The 19,955-nt window shown below is 30.8% G+C and carries 14 protein-coding genes; 10 read left to right on the forward strand and 4 right to left on the reverse strand.

Going from position 1 to position 19,955, the window contains the following annotated elements; translation table 11 throughout:
- Positions 1–68: 68 nt before the first annotated feature.
- Positions 69–2,696: a TonB-dependent receptor gene (locus B5464_RS07695; protein WP_079737904.1), complete on the reverse strand. Its 2,628-nt coding sequence runs from the start codon at positions 2,694–2,696 to the stop codon at positions 69–71.
- Between the two features lie 177 nt (positions 2,697–2,873).
- Here B5464_RS07695 and B5464_RS07700 point away from each other — a divergent pair, with 177 nt between their 5' ends.
- The 3 genes from B5464_RS07700 (at position 2,874) to B5464_RS07710 (ending at position 6,752) form a co-directional block, all read left to right on the forward strand.
- Positions 2,874–3,899 (forward strand): LacI family DNA-binding transcriptional regulator, encoded by a 1,026-nt coding sequence (locus B5464_RS07700; protein WP_079737905.1) that lies wholly within the window; start codon positions 2,874–2,876, stop codon positions 3,897–3,899.
- Positions 3,900–4,025: 126 nt separating this feature from the next.
- Positions 4,026–6,500, forward strand: a complete 2,475-nt coding sequence (locus B5464_RS07705) for a DUF5686 and carboxypeptidase regulatory-like domain-containing protein (protein ID WP_079737906.1) — start codon at positions 4,026–4,028, stop codon at positions 6,498–6,500.
- 9 nt (positions 6,501–6,509) lie between these two features.
- The gene (locus tag B5464_RS07710) at positions 6,510–6,752 is read left to right on the forward strand and encodes a MoaD/ThiS family protein (RefSeq protein ID WP_079737907.1); all 243 of its coding nucleotides are present in this window, start codon (positions 6,510–6,512) and stop codon (positions 6,750–6,752) included.
- Positions 6,753–6,755: 3 nt separating this feature from the next.
- Here B5464_RS07710 and B5464_RS07715 read toward each other — a convergent pair whose 3' ends face one another.
- The gene (locus B5464_RS07715) at positions 6,756–7,028 is read right to left on the reverse strand and encodes a DUF3817 domain-containing protein (protein ID WP_079737908.1); all 273 of its coding nucleotides are present in this window, start codon (positions 7,026–7,028) and stop codon (positions 6,756–6,758) included.
- Positions 7,029–7,120: 92 nt separating this feature from the next.
- On the opposite strand from B5464_RS07715, the gene B5464_RS07720 reads away from it, so the two are divergent.
- Entirely contained in the window at positions 7,121–7,543 is a 423-nt protein-coding gene (locus B5464_RS07720; protein WP_077810808.1) for a molybdenum cofactor biosynthesis protein MoaE, read from the forward strand.
- 21 nt (positions 7,544–7,564) lie between these two features.
- Here B5464_RS07720 and B5464_RS07725 read toward each other — a convergent pair whose 3' ends face one another.
- Complete coding sequence (locus tag B5464_RS07725) at positions 7,565–8,587, reverse strand: heme A synthase (RefSeq protein WP_079737909.1); 1,023 nt, start codon at positions 8,585–8,587, stop codon at positions 7,565–7,567.
- A gap of 411 nt (positions 8,588–8,998) precedes the next feature.
- On the opposite strand from B5464_RS07725, the gene B5464_RS07730 reads away from it, so the two are divergent.
- The 5 genes from B5464_RS07730 to B5464_RS07750 all read left to right on the forward strand — a co-directional run bounded on the left by B5464_RS07730 (position 8,999) and on the right by B5464_RS07750 (position 17,630).
- Positions 8,999–9,970: a ribonucleotide-diphosphate reductase subunit beta gene (locus B5464_RS07730; RefSeq protein ID WP_079737910.1), complete on the forward strand. Its 972-nt coding sequence runs from the start codon at positions 8,999–9,001 to the stop codon at positions 9,968–9,970.
- 138 nt (positions 9,971–10,108) lie between these two features.
- On the forward strand, positions 10,109–12,508 hold the full coding sequence (locus B5464_RS07735) for a ribonucleoside-diphosphate reductase subunit alpha (protein WP_079737911.1): 2,400 nt from the start codon (positions 10,109–10,111) through the stop codon (positions 12,506–12,508).
- A gap of 338 nt (positions 12,509–12,846) precedes the next feature.
- Entirely contained in the window at positions 12,847–13,518 is a 672-nt protein-coding gene (locus B5464_RS07740; protein ID WP_079737912.1) for a hypothetical protein, read from the forward strand.
- Positions 13,519–13,596: 78 nt separating this feature from the next.
- Positions 13,597–14,934, forward strand: coding sequence for a deoxyguanosinetriphosphate triphosphohydrolase (locus B5464_RS07745; protein WP_079737913.1), 1,338 nt, complete (start codon positions 13,597–13,599; stop codon positions 14,932–14,934).
- A gap of 50 nt (positions 14,935–14,984) precedes the next feature.
- The gene (locus B5464_RS07750; protein ID WP_079737914.1) at positions 14,985–17,630 is read left to right on the forward strand and encodes a T9SS type A sorting domain-containing protein; all 2,646 of its coding nucleotides are present in this window, start codon (positions 14,985–14,987) and stop codon (positions 17,628–17,630) included.
- Positions 17,631–17,680: 50 nt separating this feature from the next.
- Here B5464_RS07750 and B5464_RS07755 read toward each other — a convergent pair whose 3' ends face one another.
- On the reverse strand, positions 17,681–19,447 hold the full coding sequence (locus tag B5464_RS07755) for a 1-deoxy-D-xylulose-5-phosphate synthase (RefSeq protein WP_079737915.1): 1,767 nt from the start codon (positions 19,445–19,447) through the stop codon (positions 17,681–17,683).
- 56 nt (positions 19,448–19,503) lie between these two features.
- Between B5464_RS07755 and B5464_RS07760 the strand changes: the two genes are divergently transcribed.
- Positions 19,504–19,953: a nucleoside deaminase gene (locus tag B5464_RS07760; RefSeq protein ID WP_079737916.1), complete on the forward strand. Its 450-nt coding sequence runs from the start codon at positions 19,504–19,506 to the stop codon at positions 19,951–19,953.
- Positions 19,954–19,955: the final 2 nt, after the last annotated feature.

Below are 19,955 nucleotides of genomic sequence, written 5' to 3' on the forward strand. Positions count from 1 at the left end.
AAGAAGAGGACCAACAGAATGTACGTTGGCCCTTTTCTTAATAACCAAACTTACTATTAACTCAAACTTTAAAAACTATATTGTAATGTCATTGTTGTAGAACGACCAGAAATTGTTCTTGCTGCAGCTAAACCGCCAGCAATGTTACCGTTTCCTTCTACTTCTGTAACACCTATTGTATCAAATAAATTGTTAGCGTTTACACTTAAAGATAATCCTTTAGTTAAACTTACTTTTGCTACAGCGTTTATATATGCGTAACCTGGCATAACTAAATCGTTATCATCTTGTGCGTAAGATTCTGATGTACCTAAAATTGTAATTCCTAATAAGTGTTGCTTACTGGTACCAAAAGAATATGTTGGCGCTAGATTATAAACAAAATCTGCTTGTCTTCTTGGTGTGTTTCCTTGGTTTGCACCACCATCAATTTCTGCTTTTGTATAAGTAACAGAACCATTTATACCGAAGTTACCAAAACTTAATGCAGATTCAACTTCTAAACCTAATGCTTTAAATGGATTACCAACTGTTCTGTTTAATTCGTTACTAATACCTTCGTCTGTATTACTTACAAAACCAGTAACATTTAAAACTCCGTTGTTTAATCTCTTTTTTAAACCAACTTCGAATTGAGAAATTTCATCAAATTGAACATCTCCTAAACCATCTGTTCCGTAATTATTTCTATCTGCAGCTCTACCAGAAGCACCTTTACTATATCTACCAAAAACAGCAGTACCGTTGTTAATTTTATAATTTAAACCAGCAGAGTAAGAAATAAAATTATAATTGTCGCTAATTGCTTGTCCTGGGTTACCAGCTATAGTTGGTATTGTAGATTCAAAGTCACTAATTTCACCATCACTATCATAATCAAAACCAATTAAATCTCCGTTTGCATCTAAATTACTTAATTGACCAGAATTGATAGAACCATTAACATTTACATTTTCAAAACGAATACTACCATCAAAATTTAATTTTTCATTAATTTCTGCATCTACCCCTACATAAGGAGAATTTACATTGTGTACTGTATTGTATTTTCTTTGACAACAGTTACCCCAAACTGGCTGACCATATGAATAAGCACCACCTTCAGAAAATCCTTCGAAAATACCAAGTCTAGCTTTACCGTCTCCTGCTACTTCAGAAACGGCAGAACTCCATTGCCAACCAATCTTTGTGTTTTGTGTTGCAGAGAACATACCAACTGTTACTCCTATATTATCATTAATTGCTTTAGTAACTTTTACATCGCTAAAAAAGTTGCTTAAATCTTCTATAGTAACATCAAAGTATCTAATATCTTGTGCTAATCCGTTTGCAGGATTAAATGGTGTTCCGTCTTTATAAGTTAAAGCACCAGTTGCACCAGAAGCACCTCTAACTAAAGCTTCTATTTCTGCTACAGTACCAACGTTAGCAGTAAAAGGAGCATTCCATTGACCAGAATTGTTAGAATATCTTGCTTTACCGTTTACTTTCCAATCATCACCTAGATCAAAAGAGAATTCTGCACCAATTGCCGAACTTACTGGGTTGTTACCGCTTCTCATATCGTTTTGAGTAGGATTTCCATCGTATACACTATATGTATTTTGGATATTTACAGAATGAGGAGAATCTGAAGTAATATCAAAACCAGGTAAGTTTCCAAAAGTTGGGTTTGCATTTGTACCCGTTAAACTTACTGGCATTGGCATGTACATAACTGTTTTATCGTTTAAGTATTTAAAATAAGTACGTACATAACCGTTTTTAAACTCTTTTGTTATATTGGCTTTAATTTGACCACCTTTATTACCTTGGTAACTAATGTTTCTTGGTCCTTCGCCAACTCGCATAAAACCACCAACATGATAATACAATCCTTCGCTAATAGGTGTACCGTATTCAAAATCTAATCTACTAGATTGAAAGTCTAAACCATAAGTTGCACCAATTGTACCACCTTCTGTTCTACCAGTTTTACTAATCATGTTTATAATACCAGCAGGACCATTAGAAGTTTGTGTAGAAGCAGAACCACCTCTAATTGCTTCAACTCTACCTACATTAGAATCTATACGTAAAAAGTTATCTGCATTACCAAAAGAAGTGTCTCCAAATAGCATAAGTGGAAGACCGTCTTCTTGTAACTGTAAATATCTAGATCCACCAGAAGAAACTGGTACACCACGTACATTAAAGTTTGCATTACCTTCTCCACCAGAAGATTCTGCACGAATACCAGGTATGTTTCTAAAAAGTTCACCAGCAGATCTTGGCGAAGCTTGTTCTATTTGTTTAATACCAACTGTAGAAACAGAAATACTAGATTCTATTTTAGATTTTGGGTTAACAACACCAGTAACTATAATTTCATCTAATGATTGTGCATTTTCTACGATAACGATGTTTAAAACAATTTTAGGAGAATTAAAATTAACTTCTTTTGTAAAATTGTCGAAACCTAAAGAAGAAGCAACCAATGTATAAACACCTTCTTTAATATTTTTAATTTCATAATTTCCATCAAAATCCGAACTTGTTCCTATTGTGGTTCCTTTTAAAATGATGTTTACACCAGGAATTAATTCTCCGTTTTGGTCTTTTACTGTTCCAGAAATACTAGATTGTGCTAATAATGTAGATGTCCCTGCTAGGAATAACATTAAAAGTAAACCTTTAAGATTTGTTAGTTTTTTCATTTTTTTGATTGTGAATTTAATAATTAGTTAATCATTTCTTAAGTAAAGTTAAATTTTAACCCAATTTTTTTATCAAATTAATAAATCGAAAACGTTTTCGATTTACCGAAAACGTTTTCGATTTATTTAATTGCTTATATTTGAGTACTAATTTAATTTAAATCAACAGATTAAGATTTGGTAACATTAAAAAATATTGCAGAAGAGTTAGGTATTTCTATCACAACAGTGTCAAAAGCATTAAAAGAATACCCAGATGTTAGTGAAAAAACAAGAAAACTAGTTAGAGAAACCGCGGCGTTGTTAAATTATCAGCCAAATTCTTTTGCGGTGAACTTAAGAACTAAAGAATCTAAAACTATAGGTTTAATTATTCCGGTGGTTGTGCATCACTTTTTTTCATCTGTAATTAAAGGTATTATAGCGCAAGCAGAAAAAAAAGGTTATTTGGTTATTATTCTTCAATCAAACGAATCGTATGAATTAGAACAAAAACAAATCGATTTACTACTTAGAAAAAGAGTTGACGGAATTTTAATTTCATTAGCGAATGAAACATCAGACTTTTCACATTTAAACAAAGTTATAAATCAGCAAACACCTATTGTGATGTTTGATAAAATAGCTAAAGTTGTAAAATGTTCTAAAGTTATTATTGATGATCGAAAAGCTGCTTATACTGCAACACAGTATTTGATAGATATAGGTTGTAAGAAAATTGCTCACTTTAGAGGTCCTTTACTTCCTCAAAATTCTATTGATCGATTTTTAGGATATAAAAAAGCATTGTTAGATAACGATTTAGAGTTTGATGTTTCTTTGGTTTACACCTGTGAATGTGGTGATGCGAGTTTTGAAGAAGGAAAAGCCAATGCAAAACAACTTTTAAAAGATCATGATGATGTTGACGGAATCTTTATAAACACAGATTTAGTTGCAATTGGTGCTATGAAAGAATTTAACGATCGAGGCGTAAAAGTACCAGAAGATATTAATATTGTGGGGTTTAGTAATTGGTTTATGGCTTCGGTGATATCACCAAGCCTAACAACTATAAATCAACCAGGATTAGAAATGGGTAAAAAAGCTTTTAAATTACTTTTTAAAGAAATTAAAAGTAGAAAGGCAAATAAGTTAATAACTCATAAACAAGTAGTTTTAGATACAGATTTAGTAGTTAGAGATTCCACTAAAAATAAATAAGAGGCAACCATTTACATAAAATAGTAGTCTTACTTTTTTGTGAACATTTTATATTTCGTTTAACAAATATTAAACATTTGCTAAGCATTTAAAAATTAAGTTTGCAGCAATCAACCTCAATTATTTATGAAAAAAATTACTTTAATTTTCTTTTTATGCATTGCATTTTCTTTAAAAGCACAAGTAAAAGGAACTGTTACAGACCAAAAAGGAGATCCGTTATCTTTTGTAAGTGTTTATTTAAACAATACAATTACAGGAACTACAACTAATGAAGAAGGAAACTACCTTTTAAACCTAAAAAAACCTGGAAAGTATACTGTAATTTTTCAGTTTATAGGTTTTACAACTTTAAAAAAGGAAGTAACAATTACAAGCTTTCCTTTTCAATTAAATGCCGTTTTAATAGAAGAAAATGTGCAGTTAAACGAAATAGTTATTTCTACAAAAGACAATCCTGCAAATAGAATAATTAGAAACGCTATAAAAAGTAAAGATAAGAATACAGAAAAGTACGCCAATTATACTGCTAAGTTTTACTCTAGAGGTTTGACAAGAATTAAAGATGCGCCAGAAAAATTTTTCGGACAAAGTATGGGTGATTTTGGTGGAGGTTTAGATTCTACAAGAAGCGGAATTATTTATTTATCTGAAACATTTTCTAAGATCTCATTTCAAAAAAAGCCGAAAAAATTTAAAGAAAAAATTGTTGCGTCTAAAGTGTCTGGTCAAGATAATGGTGTAAGTTTTAATAGAGCAGAAGAGTCTAATTTAGATTTATACGAAAATAGTATCGAAATTTTTAACGGTTTAGTTTCTCCTATTTCTACGAACGCTTTTACTTATTATAACTATAAATTGGTAGGAACCTTTTATGATAAAAATCAAAAATTAATAAATAAAATACAACTTTTACCAAAACGTAAAAACGACCGAGTTTTTGAAGGTTTTATTTATATTGTAGAAGACGATTGGGCGTTGTACGGTATAGATGTTACCACAACCGGCGCGCAAACTAATATTCCAATTGTAAATACTTTAAAAGTAACTCAAGGGTTTAATTATTCCGAAGAAATAAAAGGTTGGGTTTTAATAAATCAAACATTAGATTTCGATTTAAATTTTCTGGGTTTTAAACCTAGCGGAAAATTCTCTTATACCTATTCTGATTATAATTTTAAACCAAACTTTACAGAAACAACTTTTACAAATGAGGTTTTGTCTTTTGAAGAAAGCGCCACAAAAAAAGATACTTTATTCTGGAACAAGTTAAGACCAATCCCTTTAACATTAGAAGAGGTAACAGATTATAAAGTTAAAGATAGTATTAAGGTGCTAAGAAAATCTAAAAAATATTTAGATTCTATTGATGCAAAAGGCAATAAATTTGGTTGGTTAGATCCTATAACTGGTTACAGTTTTAATAATACTTTCGAAGATAAATCTTTTTCTTACAACGGCCCTTTGTTAAGAACGGGTTTTAATACAGTGCAAGGTTTTTATACAGGTGTTGGGTTTAATTATTTTAAATCTTTAAATGATACCGGTAAGTGGTGGAGTGCAGGTGTAAATGCTAATTATAGTTTTTCTGAGAAAAAAATAAGGCCATCTGTGTATTTTTCTAAAAAATGGAACAATATTTCTAGACCAAGATTATTTGCAAAAATTGGTATTACAACACCACAGTTTAACGAAAGAAACCCTATAGCAAGGTTAAACAACTCTTTAAGTTCGTTATTGAGTAATCTTAATTATTTGAAAATTTACGAGAAACAAGCTGCAGAAATTACGTATTCTCAAGAAATTAAAAACGGAATTTACTTTTCTGGAACTTTAGAATATGCAAATAGAAAACCGCTATTTAATACCACAGATTTTTCTTGGACTTCAAAAGAAGAAAACGGCGGTTATACATCTAACAATCCTTTAAATCGCTCAGGTTTTAATACGGCTCCTTTTGCAGAGCATAAAATTGCAACTTTAGATTTAAGAACACGTTTTGTTTTTGGTCAAAAATTCTTGTCGTATCCAGATAGCAAGCAAAATATAGGAAATAATAAATATCCGTCTGTAAGTATTCGATATAGAAAAAGATTTGGAGCTTCTAATTCCGAATTAAATTCTGATTTATTTACAACAAACATTAATCATTTTGTAAATGCAGGTAATTATGGTAATTTTAGATACAATTTAAGGGCAGGAATTTTCTTAAAAAAGAAAAACATTGCTTTTATGGATTATTTACAACCCAACGGAAACGAATTAACATATCCTTTAAAAACCGCAGGAATTAGTAGTTTTGGTTTGTTAGATTATTATAAACTTTACTCTAATGATAAATATGCAGAGGCTCATTTAGAACATAATTTTAGAGGAGCAATTTTAGGTAAAATTCCGTTATTAAATAAGCTTAATTTTTACTTGGTAGCAGGTTCTAAAGCAATGGTAATGGCAGATGCAAAACCTTACACAGAATATTCTGTTGGTTTAGATAATTTAGGTTTTGGTAAATGGCGCTTTTTAAGATTAGATTATGTAATGTCTAACTATAATGGTGTATCAGAAAATGGCTTTTTGTTTAGATTTAGCCTTTTTAATTAAATAATATAGATGAAAATAAAAACACTCTTTTTTGGCATTACTTCTGATTTGATAGGAGAAAATCAATTAGACTTTGTCTTAGAAAACAATCTTTCAATCAAAGATTTTAAGCAATTTTTGATTGACGAACATCCGTCAATAGAAAATATAAATTCTTATGCAATTGCCGTAAATGAAGAATATGCAGAAGACGATTTAATTTTAAAAGAAAATGATGTTGTTGCTATTATTCCGCCAGTTAGCGGAGGTTAGCAATTATCTTAAATATTTTTTATCCACATAAAAAGTTCCAAAAGGAATTATAGAAGCAATTAAAACAATAGCCAATGTTTTATTGTTCCAGTTCATTTCTTTTTTAATAACAATTGCTAAAACAATGTACAACATAAATAAAATTCCGTGTGGCATACCTAACATTTTTACATAAGAAGCATCGCCTTGTAAATACTTAATAGGTGTTGCTATAAAAAGTAAAAGTAAATAAGAAACCCCTTCTAACAAGCTAACAATTCTAAAGACACTTTTCATTTTTTTGAAGTATAAAATATTAGTTTGCAAAGATACATCATGAATTATTATTTTTGCTAAAAGCGTTTAACTTGTTTTAGATTTAAAAAATTATGCAGAGAACTTCAATAAAAATTACATCAGAAAAATTAGATCTAAATGCTTGTTATGCTTTTGTTGAAGACGATTCTTGCGGTGGCATATCTGTTTTTGTAGGTACTGTTAGAAACGATACAGAAGGCAAAGAAGTAAAAAAGTTAGATTTTTCTACGTATAAACCGATGGCGCTAAAAGAAATGCAGAAAATTGCAGATTTAGCACTCGAAAAATTTGATGTAAAAAAAGTAGCTGTTCATCATGCAGAAGGCGAATTACAAATAAGAGATATTCCGGTAATTATTGCGGTATCGTCAAAGCATAGAAAAGCAGCTTTTTTAGCGTGCGAATTTATTATTGATACTTTAAAAGAAACCGTGCCAATCTGGAAAAAAGAACACTTTTCTGATGGCGAAGTTTGGGTGAACGCGCATCCTTAAATCAATAAAAATTGATAGCTGTTAATTATTTATGGTTTTTCTACTTTGAAGCCATAAATAAAATTGTAAACCAAACAAAATTGCTCCTGCTAATAAATGCACTGCTTGTGTACCAAAAGGAATTTCTGCATAATACATTAAAATACCAGAAATTACTTCGATAAAAATTAAGGCAACAATCCAATTTACTAATTTATAACCAAGGTTTTTAATTTGGTTTAAGTACAACATACCAAAGTTTACCAAAACAATTGCAATAGTAAAAGATCTATGAAAGTAAAATTTAAAACTAGGATTCATTAAACTATAATTCTTGTTTTCGAAACCATATAATTTTACTTGCTCATCAATAAATTGTCTTACTTGGGTTCCCATTGCAATTTGAATCAAAGAAAAAATTACAGAAACTATTAGTAGTTTGTTAAAAACGGAATTGTATTTAAAAGTTGTTCTTTTATCAGTAACAATAAAATTTAATTTTAATAAAAGAGCAATAATTATCAAGCCAACCACCATATGAATGGTAATAATTGCAGGTGTTAAATTTGTGTCTACTACCGTTTTACCTAACCAAGCTTCAAAAAGCATTAGAAAAAATGCGCAAAAAGCTAACCAAGTAATTCGTTTGTCTTTTTTTCTATTTTTGAAAGCACTGTATATTAAAAATAGAAAAACAAAACCAGATAAAACAGATGCAAGTCTATTTATATATTCCGTCCAAGTATGGTATTTGTTAAATTTTGCGTAATCGTGTTTTGTATAGTTTACCCAATTATTAATATTAAAGTCTGTTGCAGTTTGTATGTCTTTTTCTGCAACAAATAAAACTTCGTCTTTAATAATTATAATTCCTTTTTTATAATTGGTATTTGGTTGCCAAGTAATTTGTTCTTCGGATGTTGGTGGTATGTAATAACCAAAACATTTTGGCCAATCAGGACATCCCATTCCAGAACCTGTCATTCTAACAACAGAACCCGCTAAAAATATTAAATAAACAGAAATTATAGCAATTTGTACAATTTTTGGAAACCTATTTTTCATTAGAAAAGTCTTTTTGCAAAGATACTTCAAAAATGGGGTAGCAAAAAGAATTTAAATAGTCTTCTGTTATCTTTAAAAATTCTAAATAACCTTTTTTGATTAAAATTTAATTAAGAGAAAACAGTTAATTTTAAAAACCAAATCTGAAATAAAATTGATAAAAAAAACTTTTCAAATTACGTTTTAAGAATGTCAATAGTAGCAATGGTTTAGCTAATTTTACTCTTTTAATGGGTTGATTTTTAGTAAAATAAAATAGTGTTAAAATTTAACGAAAATCATAATTTTTGTCTTTTTGTTAAAAACTTCAAGGGATTTGTGAATAAGTATGACTTTCATTTTGGAACAAAAAACCCAATCTTTGTAGAACTCGTTTTAACAAATAATAATTCTCAAAAATCTCAATAAAAAATGTCTGTATTAGAGCCTATTTTACAACCAAATGACAACCGTTTTGTAATTTTTCCTATCCAACACGATGATTTGTGGGAATGGTATAAGAAACAACAAGCTTGTTTTTGGACGGCAGAGGAAATTGATCTTACAGCAGATCTTGTAGATTGGACATCTAAGTTAACAGACGATGAGCGTTATTTTATAAAGCATATTTTAGCATTTTTTGCTGCATCAGACGGTATTGTAAACGAAAACTTAGCAGAAAACTTTGTAAACGAAGTACAATATTCTGAAGCTAAATTTTTCTATGGTTTTCAAATAATGATGGAAAACATTCATTCTGAAACATATTCTTTATTAATAGATACTTATGTTAAAGATGAAGTAGAAAAAGACAATTTATTTAGAGCTATCGAAGTTTTTCCGGCAATTAAGAAAAAAGCAGATTGGGCATTAAAATGGATAGAATCTGACTCTTTTGCAGAGCGTTTAATTGCTTTTGCAGCAGTAGAAGGTATTTTCTTCTCTGGCGCATTTTGTTCAATTTTTTGGTTAAAGAAAAGAGGTTTATTACCAGGTTTAACTTTTTCTAACGAATTAATTTCTAGAGACGAAGGTATGCACTGTGATTTTGCTGTACACTTACACAATAATCACATGGTAAATAGAGTGCCAAAAGAGCGTATTACAGAAATTATTGTAGATGCTTTAAATATAGAACGTGAGTTTGTTACAGAATCTTTACCAGTTAGTTTAATTGGTATGAATGCAAAATTAATGACTCAGTACTTAGAGTTTGTTACAGACAGATTGTTATTAGAATTTGGATGTGATAAAGTTTACGATGTAACAAATCCTTTCGATTTTATGGAAATGATTTCTTTAGAAGGAAAAACTAATTTCTTCGAAAAAAGAGTATCAGAATACCAAAAAGCCGGTGTAAAATCTGGTGGAACAGGAAGTATTAGTTTCGATTCTGATTTTTAATTATCAGAATACATAAAATTAACGCCGTTTATTCTTAGGCGTTAATTCATACAAAATAAGAAGTAGTAAAAAGAGTATCCTAAAAAATTGGACGTTTTTGTGGGCTCTAATAATTAATAAAAAAAACCAAATAGAAAAATGTTTGTACTAAAAAGAGACGGTAAAAAAGAGCCGGTGATGTTCGATAAAATCACGGCAAGAGTAAAAAAAATGTGCTACGGTTTAAATAAAATTGTAGATCCGGTAAAAGTTGCAATGCGTGTAATTGAAGGTTTATATGATGGTGTTACAACATCAGAATTAGATAATTTAGCCGCAGAAACTGCCGCTACAATGACAACTGCACACCCAGATTATGCAAAATTAGCGGCAAGAATTGCTGTTTCTAACTTACATAAAAACACTAAAAAATCATTCTCTGAAACAATGGATGATTTGTATACTTATGTAAATCCTCGTACAAACAAAAAAGCACCATTATTGGCAGATGAGGTATATAATATCATTAAAGAAAATGCAGAAAAATTAGATTCTACTATTATTTACAATAGAGATTTTAATTACGATTATTTTGGTTTTAAAACATTAGAACGTTCATATTTATTAAAATTGAACGGTCAAATAGCAGAACGTCCACAACACATGTTAATGCGTGTTTCTATAGGTATTCATAAAAATGATATTGATGAAGCAATTGCTACTTATGAGTTAATGAGTAAAAAATATTTTACACACGCTACACCAACTCTTTTTAATGCAGGTACACCAAAACCTCAAATGTCTTCTTGTTTTTTATTACAAATGCAAGATGATAGTATTGAAGGTATTTATGACACATTAAAACAAACTGCAAAAATATCGCAATCTGCTGGTGGTATTGGTTTGTCTTTACATAATATTAGAGCTACAGGTTCTTATATTGCTGGTACAAACGGTACATCAAACGGTATTGTGCCAATGTTAAAGGTTTTTAATGATACTGCTCGTTATGTAGATCAAGGTGGTGGTAAGCGTAAAGGATCTTTTGCAATGTATTTAGAACCATGGCATGCAGATATTTTCGACTTTTTAGATTTAAAGAAAAACCATGGTAAAGAAGAAATGCGTGCTAGAGATTTATTCTATGCAATGTGGATTTCTGATTTATTTATGAAACGTGTAGAACAAGATGCAGATTGGACGTTAATGTGTCCTCATGAATGTCCGCATTTATACGATACTTATGATGAAGAATTCGAGCGTTTATACACAAGTTACGAGGCAGCTGGTAAAGGTAGAAAAACGATAAAGGCACGTGAGCTTTGGGAAAAGATATTAGAATCTCAAATCGAAACAGGTACGCCATATATGTTGTACAAAGATGCAGCAAACAGAAAATCGAATCAGAAAAATTTAGGTACAATTCGTTCTTCGAACTTATGTACAGAAATTATGGAGTATACAGCAGAAGATGAGGTTGCGGTTTGTAACTTAGCTTCTATTGCTTTGCCAATGTTTATTTCTGAAAGAGAAGGCGGAGAAAAATACTTTAATCATAAAAAATTATACGACGTAACTAAAAAAGTAACACGTAATTTAGATACAGTAATAGATGCTAATTTTTATCCTGTTATAGAGGCGGAAAACTCTAACTTTAGACATAGACCAGTCGGTTTAGGGATACAAGGTTTAGCAGATGCATTTATACAATTGCGCTTACCTTTTACAAGTGATGAAGCTAAAAAGCTGAATCAAGAAATTTTTGAAACGATGTATTTTGCAGCTGTAACTTCTTCTATGGAAATTGCAAAAGCAAAAGAACCTTACTCTACTTTCGAAGGTTCTCCAATGTCTAAAGGAGAATTTCAGTTTAACATGTGGGGAATTAAAGATGATGAGTTAAGCGGAAACTGGGATTGGGCTAAGTTGCGTAAACAAGTGATGAAACACGGTGTAAGAAACTCGTTGTTAGTTGCGCCAATGCCAACAGCATCTACTTCTCAGATATTAGGAAACAATGAAGCTTTTGAGCCTTATACATCTAATATTTATACAAGAAGAGTATTATCTGGTGAGTTTATTGTTGTAAACAAACATTTATTAGAAGACTTGGTAGAATTAGGTTTATGGGATAATGATATGAAAGAAAGTATAATGCGTGCAAACGGTTCTATACAACATATCGAAGAAATTCCTGCAGAATTAAGAGAGTTATATAAAACTGTTTGGGAAATGAGTATGAAAGATATTATCGATATGGCGCGCCATAGAGGATACTTTATCGATCAATCTCAATCGCTAAACTTATTCTTAAAAGATCCAGACTATGGTAAATTAACTTCTATGCATTTTTATGCTTGGAAATCTGGCTTAAAAACAGGAATGTATTACTTAAGAACAAAATCTGCGGTAAATGCAATTCAGTTTACAGTTTCTAAAGAAAAGAAAGCGCAAGTTATAGAAGAAGAAAAACCAATGAGTGCTGCAGAATTTAAAGCAATGGTAGATGCTTCTAAAAACGGAGCACCAGACGACGATTGCTTAATGTGTGGTTCTTAATTTAAAAAGTAAAAAAGAGAGGCCGAAAGGCTTCTCTTTAATATTAATAATTAAAAATAACTGTATTTGAGATAAAAATAATAAGCATAAAAAAAAGCGATACTAGACATATCGCTTCTTGGTAATTTTTTTCTAATTTTTGCTTGCAGGCTAAAAGATTAGTTTATTGAAAAGAATTTGGAGACTACTCAATCTCCTTTCCTTTTGTTTTTTCAAAACTACAAAATACGATTCTCTTCACCAAGTTATTTTTCCAAATTTTAAACAAGTTATTAAATGAGTTATGATCATTTATTGTACTTGTTAACATATTTATTAATTTAATAACAAAGTATATAATGGAATATAAAATTTCAATAAATCCTTTGATCGATTTTATCAAAGGTACAGAATCAAAAAAAAAGAGAGTAATCCGTAGTCAAAAAGAACCGTCAATTATTATGGTTGGTTGGCATCAAACATCAAGAGCTTCTATTAAAAAATCACTTTCACTTAATGGAGATAGAGCTCCAATAATAGAAGGTTCAAATAGGTTAAAAACAAAAGTTGCAGAGAAGCCAAGACAGATTCAAAATAAGTTTGTGTCACTCGAAGGAATGCAAAAATATTTGAATATTGAAATCCCTGAAATGCTTAAAAACCATAACTTAACCATAATAAAAAAGAGACCAATCAAATCAACATTTATTAATAATGTAGAAATTACTGTTTCTCCTGATATCGTTTTTACGATTCAATATAATGGGAAAAAATATATTGGAGGTGTAAAAATTCATTTGTCAAAAGGAAATATTTTTGACAACCAAGAATTAAAAATTGTAGCAACTATTTTACATAAACATATTTCAGAAATAGCCGATGAATATGATGCGATTCCGCTGCCAGAAATTTGCTATTCTATGGATGTTTTTGGTGAAAGGATAGTTTCTTCTCCGGAAAAGCCAGAAAGACTTCTTTTACAAATTGGAAATATTTGTGAAGAAGTTAAACGATTTTGGAATGTAGCTTAATTAAATTAAGAAAAAGAGAAGTTGAAAAGCTTCTCTTTTTTCTTTTTTGTTTAATTTCGAAAATATTTTATAATTATGATGAACTGGGAACAACTCCTTTCTTTAAAACGCTTTGGCGATACTCAAAAAAGACCAAGAATTGCACAAGATGAAACACGATTAGGTTTTGATGTAGATTTTGACAGAATTATTTTTTCATCTGCATTTAGAAGTTTACAAGACAAAACACAAGTAATTCCGTTATCTGAAACAGACTTTGTACACACGCGCTTAACCCATAGTTTAGAGGTTTCTGTGGTTGGTAGAACACTTGGTAGAAGAGTTGGTAAAGCGTTGTTAGAACGTCATCCTAACTTGGTAGATTTAGGTTATACGTTTAACGATTTTGGCGCAATAACTGCCGCAGCTTCTGTTATGCACGATATCGGGAATCCGCCATTTGGTCATTCAGGAGAAAAAGCAATTGGCGAGTATTTTAAAACGGGTAAAGGTGTAAAATATAAAAATGAACTAACCGATAAAGAATATCAAGATTTAATTGATTTTGAAGGAAATGCAAACGGATTTAAAATTTTAACCGAATCTAGAAAAGGAATTTCTGGTGGTTTAAGATTAAGTTATGCAACCTTGGGCGCGTTTTTAAAATATCCTAAAGAAAGTCTCCCTAAAAAGCCAACTAATCATATTGTAGATAAAAAATATGGCTTTTTTCAATCAGAAAAAGAAGCATTTTTAGATGTAGTAAAAGATTTAGGAATGCTCGAAAAAAAATCTGAGGGTATTTCTTTTTATAGACATCCTTTAGCTTATTTAGTTGAAGCTGCAGATGATATTTGCTATACAATTATAGATTTTGAAGACGGAATAAATCTTGGTTTAATAGACGAAGAATTTGCTTTAGAATACATGATTAAATTGGTAAAAGATACAATCGATATCAAAAAGTATCATTCTTTACAACATAAAACTGATAGAGTTAGTTATTTAAGAGCTTTAGCAATTGGTGTTTTAATTAATGAAGCAGTAACAATCTTTTTAGACAACGAAGAAGCAATTTTAAACGGTACTTTCGAAAAATCTTTATTAGACAAGTGTAAGTTTGAGGCTCAAATTAACGACATAATTAAAATAAGTGTTTCTAAAATTTACAAAAGCACAGAAGTCATAGAAAAAGAAGTTGCTGGTTATAGAATTATTGCAGACTTATTAGATGTTTTTGTAACAGCATTAAATAATAAGTTTGAAGGTTGTTCATCAAATTTTGACAACTTGGTTTTAAATTTATTACCAGAAGAATACAAAACAGAAACATCAAACTTGTATGATAGGATAATGCAGGTTTGTAGTTATGTTTCTAGAATATCAGATAGTTATGCCATACGAATGCATAAAAAATTAACCGGTAATATTATATAAAGCTATTAATAATCACTAAATTTGATGACTTTTTTAAAGAAATTATAAATATGAATAAAAAATTATCTTTTTCTATTTTGGCAATTATAGCCATTATAACTGTTCTTTTAGTAAATTATAACTCAGAAACAGAGTTTGAAAAAAAACAAAAAGAATATGCCGAGTACTTGGCGAATCATCCATATGCTAAAAGAGCTCCTTTAACAAAAGAAGAGATTAAGGCAATGCCGAAAAAAGATCGACCAGATTTAGCTTTTGAGCAAGACTTTTTAAGAACTATGGATCCTAATACTAAAAAGTTACATCAAGATAGATTGGTAAAGGCTTTAAAATATGGTAAAAAGGTAAAACAAGAAGCTAGTTCTAAATCTACAGCAACTTTGAATTGGGAATCTAGAGGTCCAAAAACAGTAGCAGGAAGAGTTAGAGCAATGATGTTTGACCCAAATGATGCAGAAAGTAAGCGTGTATTTGCAGGTGGTGTAAGCGGTGGAATTTGGAAAAACGAAGATATTACAGATGAAAATTCACCTTGGACTATGGTGAATTCTGATATGTCAAATTTTGCTATTTCTGCAATGGCTTATGATCCAGTTCAGAATAATATATTTTATGTTGGTACCGGCGAAGGTTGGGGAAATGTAGATGCAGTAAATGGCGCAGGAATTTGGAAAACAACAGATGGTGGTATAACGTGGGATAATTTAGCAACAACATCGGGCTTTGAATATGTTTATGATTTGATAGTTAGAAATGAAGCTGGAGTTGGAGTTGTTTATGCGGCAATGCAAGATTTAGATGGTGGTCAAGGTTCTGGTATTTTTAGATCTGCAGATGGTGGTTTAACATGGAATAGAGAATCTTCTGGAGCTTATAGAGATTTAGAATTAGCTTCGGATAACACAATTTGGTTAGGTGATTCATCCGGAACAATTTATTCATCTACTAACGGATTAACCTTTACCCAAAGGTATAGGTCTTCATTATCTTCATTAGGAAGAGTTGATTTAGCAGTTGCTCAATCAAACTCTAATGTAGTTTATGCAATGATTGCAAGTGCTAGTAGATTGGGCGAGATTGTAAAAACTACAAATTCAGGAAATACATGGGAGTCATTGTCTAACACTCCAAAAGATTCTGGAGATTCATCGATACCAGATAGTGATTTTACAAGAGGGCAGGCATGGTATGATTTAATAATTCAAGTTAACCCAACAAATGAAGATGAAGTTTATGTAGGTGGTATTAATATTTTTAAAAGTCGAAATGGAGGTGATTTCTGGTTTAAAGTCTCTAGTTGGGATTTAGATAGAGATAACTCAGTGAAGTTTGTTCATGCTGATCAACACAATATTGCTTTTAGACCAAATACTGACGGGATTATTTTTTCAACTGATGGAGGTATATTTTATGGAAAAAGATCATCAGACTTACCATTTGGTAGTTTAGAGGCTAGAAATTTAGATTTTAATGTTACCCAATTTTATTCTGGTGCGATTGATCCAGTAAACACAAACGCTTTTTTAGGTGGTGCTCAAGACAATGGTACTAATTATTTATTTGAATCTGGCTTAAGTAATTCTACAGAGTTATTAGGTGGTGACGGAGGCTTAAGTTTTATTGATCAAACTGCGGTTAATACTCAAAGAGGTTTATATTATATTGCTTCAACACAGAACAATAATTTTTATTTATATGATTTTTCTAATTCCGAAACTACACCAAGAGTTACAACATTGGTTGACAATCGAAATGCAAGTTTTATAAACCCTGCTGATTATGACAGTGAAAACAATATTTTTTATTCTTTTAATGAAGATAGTTCTATCACTAGAGCAATATTAAATCCTGATTATCAAAATCAAAGTTTTATAACTAGAGATACGATTGTTGTTCCTTTTTTGTTTGATATAGATGTTACACATATTAGAGTTTCATCACATAACAAATCTGATAGAAAGGTTTTTTTAGGAACTCAAGATGGAAGAGTTGTTTACATTAATGCAAATGATGATACCTCAAAAACTTTAGGAACACCATCTATTACAGGTTCTGTTTCGTGTGTAGAACTAGGTGCTTCGGATGATGAAATCCTACTAACATATTCTAATTACGGAGTAAAAAGTGTTTGGTACACTAATGATGGTGGAGATAACTGGACAGATGTTGAAGGTAACCTGCCAGATATTCCTGTAAGATGGTCTTTATTCAATCCTTTAGATAGAAAAGAGGTACTATTAGCTACTGAAGCAGGAATATGGAAAACAAGCGATGTAACCGCAGAAACAGTTGTTTGGGAACCTGCATCTTCTGGAATGGGAAATGTTAGAGTAGATATGCTACAGTATAGAGCTTCAGATAATTTAATCTTAGCAGCTACACATGGTAGAGGAATGTTTACAGCTAACTTTACTGATAACACAGCTTCTGTTGCAGATGTGTTAAATAAAGACAAAGCTTTTACTGTTTACCCTACAGTTTCTAAAGGAGATATTACAGTATTTGCTAAAAACACTTTAGGTAAAGTGAAAATAAATATTTTTGATACTGCCGGAAGACAAGTTTATAATTCTAGTTTAGATTTTAGTGTCAATGAAAAACAACCAATTTCATTAAATATTAATTCAGGAATTTATATTGTAAATTTAGTAGATAAGAACAATAACAAATCTTCGAGAAAAATTATAATAGAATAATTTTATAAAGTTTATAATTCAAAAAACGGCACTAATTTTAGTGCCGTTTTTTATGCTCTATTAAATCTAGAAATTAAACTATCAACATCTAAATTAAGTGTTTGTTGTAGCTTTGTTACACTACCATGTTCAATAAAATCATCTGGTATACCAAGTATTTCTACTTTATTTTGATATCCATTTTCTGCCATAAATTCTAAAATAGCAGTTCCAAAACCTCCTTTTACTGTTCCATCTTCGATAGTATAAATATTCTGATGCGTTTTAGCTATTTTATGCAAACTATTTTCATCTAATGGTTTAACAAATCGCATATCAAAATGAGAAAAATCAGAAGGAGAATCTACCGATTTTAAAGCTTCAGAAATATTTTCAGCAATTGTGCCAACAGACAAAATAGCCGTTTTATTTCCCTTTTGTAAACAAAGACTTTTAGCAATTTCAATTTTTTCGAAATGTTGTTTCCAGTCAATAATATTACCAGTTCCTCTAGGATAACGAATTGCAATTGGTTTTTGTAACCCTAACTGAGCGGTATATAAAATATTTCTTAATTCAATTTCATTTCTTGGTGCAAAAATAATTAAATTCGGAATTAAACGTAGATAAGCTAAATCGAAAACACCGTGATGCGTTGCACCATCTTCACCAACTAAACCAGCTCTATCTAAGCAAAAAATAACCGGTAAATTTTGCAAAGCTACGTCATGTATTACTTGGTCGTAAGCACGTTGCAAAAATGTAGAATAGATATTACAATATGGTATTAAATTTTGAGTTGCCATACCTGCAGCCAATGTTACTGCATGTTGTTCTGCAATACCAACATCAAAAGTTCTGTTAGGGTGTTTTTCTAACATTAACTTTAAAGAACTACCCGTTAACATGGCAGGTGTAATACCAACAATTCGTGAATTTTTATCTGCTAGTTCTACAATCGTTTGTCCAAATACATCTTGATATTTGGTATACAAGCTTTTTTCCTTTTTAATTCTTTCTCCAGAAATTTTATCAAATTTTCCAGGCGCATGGTACGTTACTTGGTCTTCTTCGGCCTTTTTTAAACCTTTTCCTTTTGTGGTAATAACATGTAAAAATTTTGGACCTTTAACAGATTTCAAGCGCTCTAATTCCTTTAAAATCTTAGGTAAATCGTGTCCGTCAATTGGTCCAGAATAATCGAAGTTTAAAGCTTTGATGATGTTATTTTGAGCCGCTAATTTTTTATCACTTTTTACTTTTGTTAAGTATTCTTTTAAAGCCCCAACAGCAGGATCAATACCAATTGCATTGTCGTTTAATATGATTAATAAATTAGCATTAGAAACACCAGCGTGGTTTAAAGCTTCAAAAGCCATTCCGCTAGCAATAGAAGCATCACCAATTACGGCAATATGATGTCTTTCTGTTTCATTTTTTAAGTTGGATGCTATTGCCATTCCCAAAGCAGCAGAAATTGATGTTGAAGAATGCCCAACACCAAAAGTATCAAATTCACTTTCTTTTCTAGCAGGAAAACCAGCAATTCCGCCAAATTGTCTATTCGTGTGAAATACTTCTTTTCTTCCGGTTAAAATCTTATGACCATATGCTTGATGCCCAACATCCCAAACTAATAAATCGTCTGGAGTTTCAAATAAATAATGCAAAGCAATAGTTAATTCTACAACGCCTAAACTAGCACCAAGATGCCCTTCTTTTGTAGCAACAATATCAATAATAAACGCTCTTAATTCTTTTGCAAGTTGCGGTAACTGATTTGGATTTAATTTGCGTAAATCTTTTGGGTTTGATATGTTGTCTAACAAATTTGTCATGAGAATGCAAAAATACAATTTAACTTTTTGTAATATTGATTTTTATATTTCAAAAAATGATACAACCTTTCGACGATGTTTATTTTATGAAGAAAGCCTTACAAGAAGCAGAATTTGCTTTTGATAAAGGTGAAGTTCCTGTTGGTGCAATTGTTGTTTTTAAAAATCAAATAATTGCAAGAGCGCATAATTTAACAGAAACGTTAAACGATGTAACAGCACACGCAGAAATGCAAGCATTTACAGCTGCCGCAGATTTTATAGGAGGAAAATACTTAAAAGATTGTGTATTATATGTTACGCTAGAACCTTGCCAAATGTGTGCAGGAGCAAGTTATTGGGCACAATTAGGAAAGATTGTTTACGGTGCATCAGAACCCGAAAGAGGTTTTAGAAATTTAGGAACAAAATTGCATCCAAAGACAGAAATTGTAGCAGGAATTTTAGAGAATGATTGTGCACAGATTTTAAAACGATTTTTTATTCAGAAACGTAATTTGAATTAATT

Origin of the sequence: Polaribacter sp. KT 15, assembly GCF_900143115.1 — a bacterium.
Classification (GTDB): Bacteria; Bacteroidota; Bacteroidia; order Flavobacteriales; family Flavobacteriaceae; genus Polaribacter; species Polaribacter marinaquae.

Coding starts and splice junctions, on each gene's coding strand:
- B5464_RS07695 (WP_079737904.1), bottom strand. CDS start 2,696: ATGAAAAAACTAACAAATCTTAAAGGTTTACTTTTAATGTTATTCCTA.
- B5464_RS07705 (WP_079737906.1), top strand. CDS start 4,026: ATGAAAAAAATTACTTTAATTTTCTTTTTATGCATTGCATTTTCTTTA.
- B5464_RS07710 (WP_079737907.1), top strand. CDS start 6,510: ATGAAAATAAAAACACTCTTTTTTGGCATTACTTCTGATTTGATAGGA.
- B5464_RS07715 (WP_079737908.1), bottom strand. CDS start 7,028: ATGAAAAGTGTCTTTAGAATTGTTAGCTTGTTAGAAGGGGTTTCTTAT.
- B5464_RS07720 (WP_077810808.1), top strand. CDS start 7,121: ATGCAGAGAACTTCAATAAAAATTACATCAGAAAAATTAGATCTAAAT.
- B5464_RS07725 (WP_079737909.1), bottom strand. CDS start 8,587: ATGAAAAATAGGTTTCCAAAAATTGTACAAATTGCTATAATTTCTGTT.
- B5464_RS07730 (WP_079737910.1), top strand. CDS start 8,999: ATGTCTGTATTAGAGCCTATTTTACAACCAAATGACAACCGTTTTGTA.
- B5464_RS07735 (WP_079737911.1), top strand. CDS start 10,109: ATGTTTGTACTAAAAAGAGACGGTAAAAAAGAGCCGGTGATGTTCGAT.
- B5464_RS07740 (WP_079737912.1), top strand. CDS start 12,847: ATGGAATATAAAATTTCAATAAATCCTTTGATCGATTTTATCAAAGGT.
- B5464_RS07745 (WP_079737913.1), top strand. CDS start 13,597: ATGAACTGGGAACAACTCCTTTCTTTAAAACGCTTTGGCGATACTCAA.
- B5464_RS07750 (WP_079737914.1), top strand. CDS start 14,985: ATGAATAAAAAATTATCTTTTTCTATTTTGGCAATTATAGCCATTATA.
- B5464_RS07755 (WP_079737915.1), bottom strand. CDS start 19,447: ATGACAAATTTGTTAGACAACATATCAAACCCAAAAGATTTACGCAAA.
- B5464_RS07760 (WP_079737916.1), top strand. CDS start 19,504: ATGATACAACCTTTCGACGATGTTTATTTTATGAAGAAAGCCTTACAA.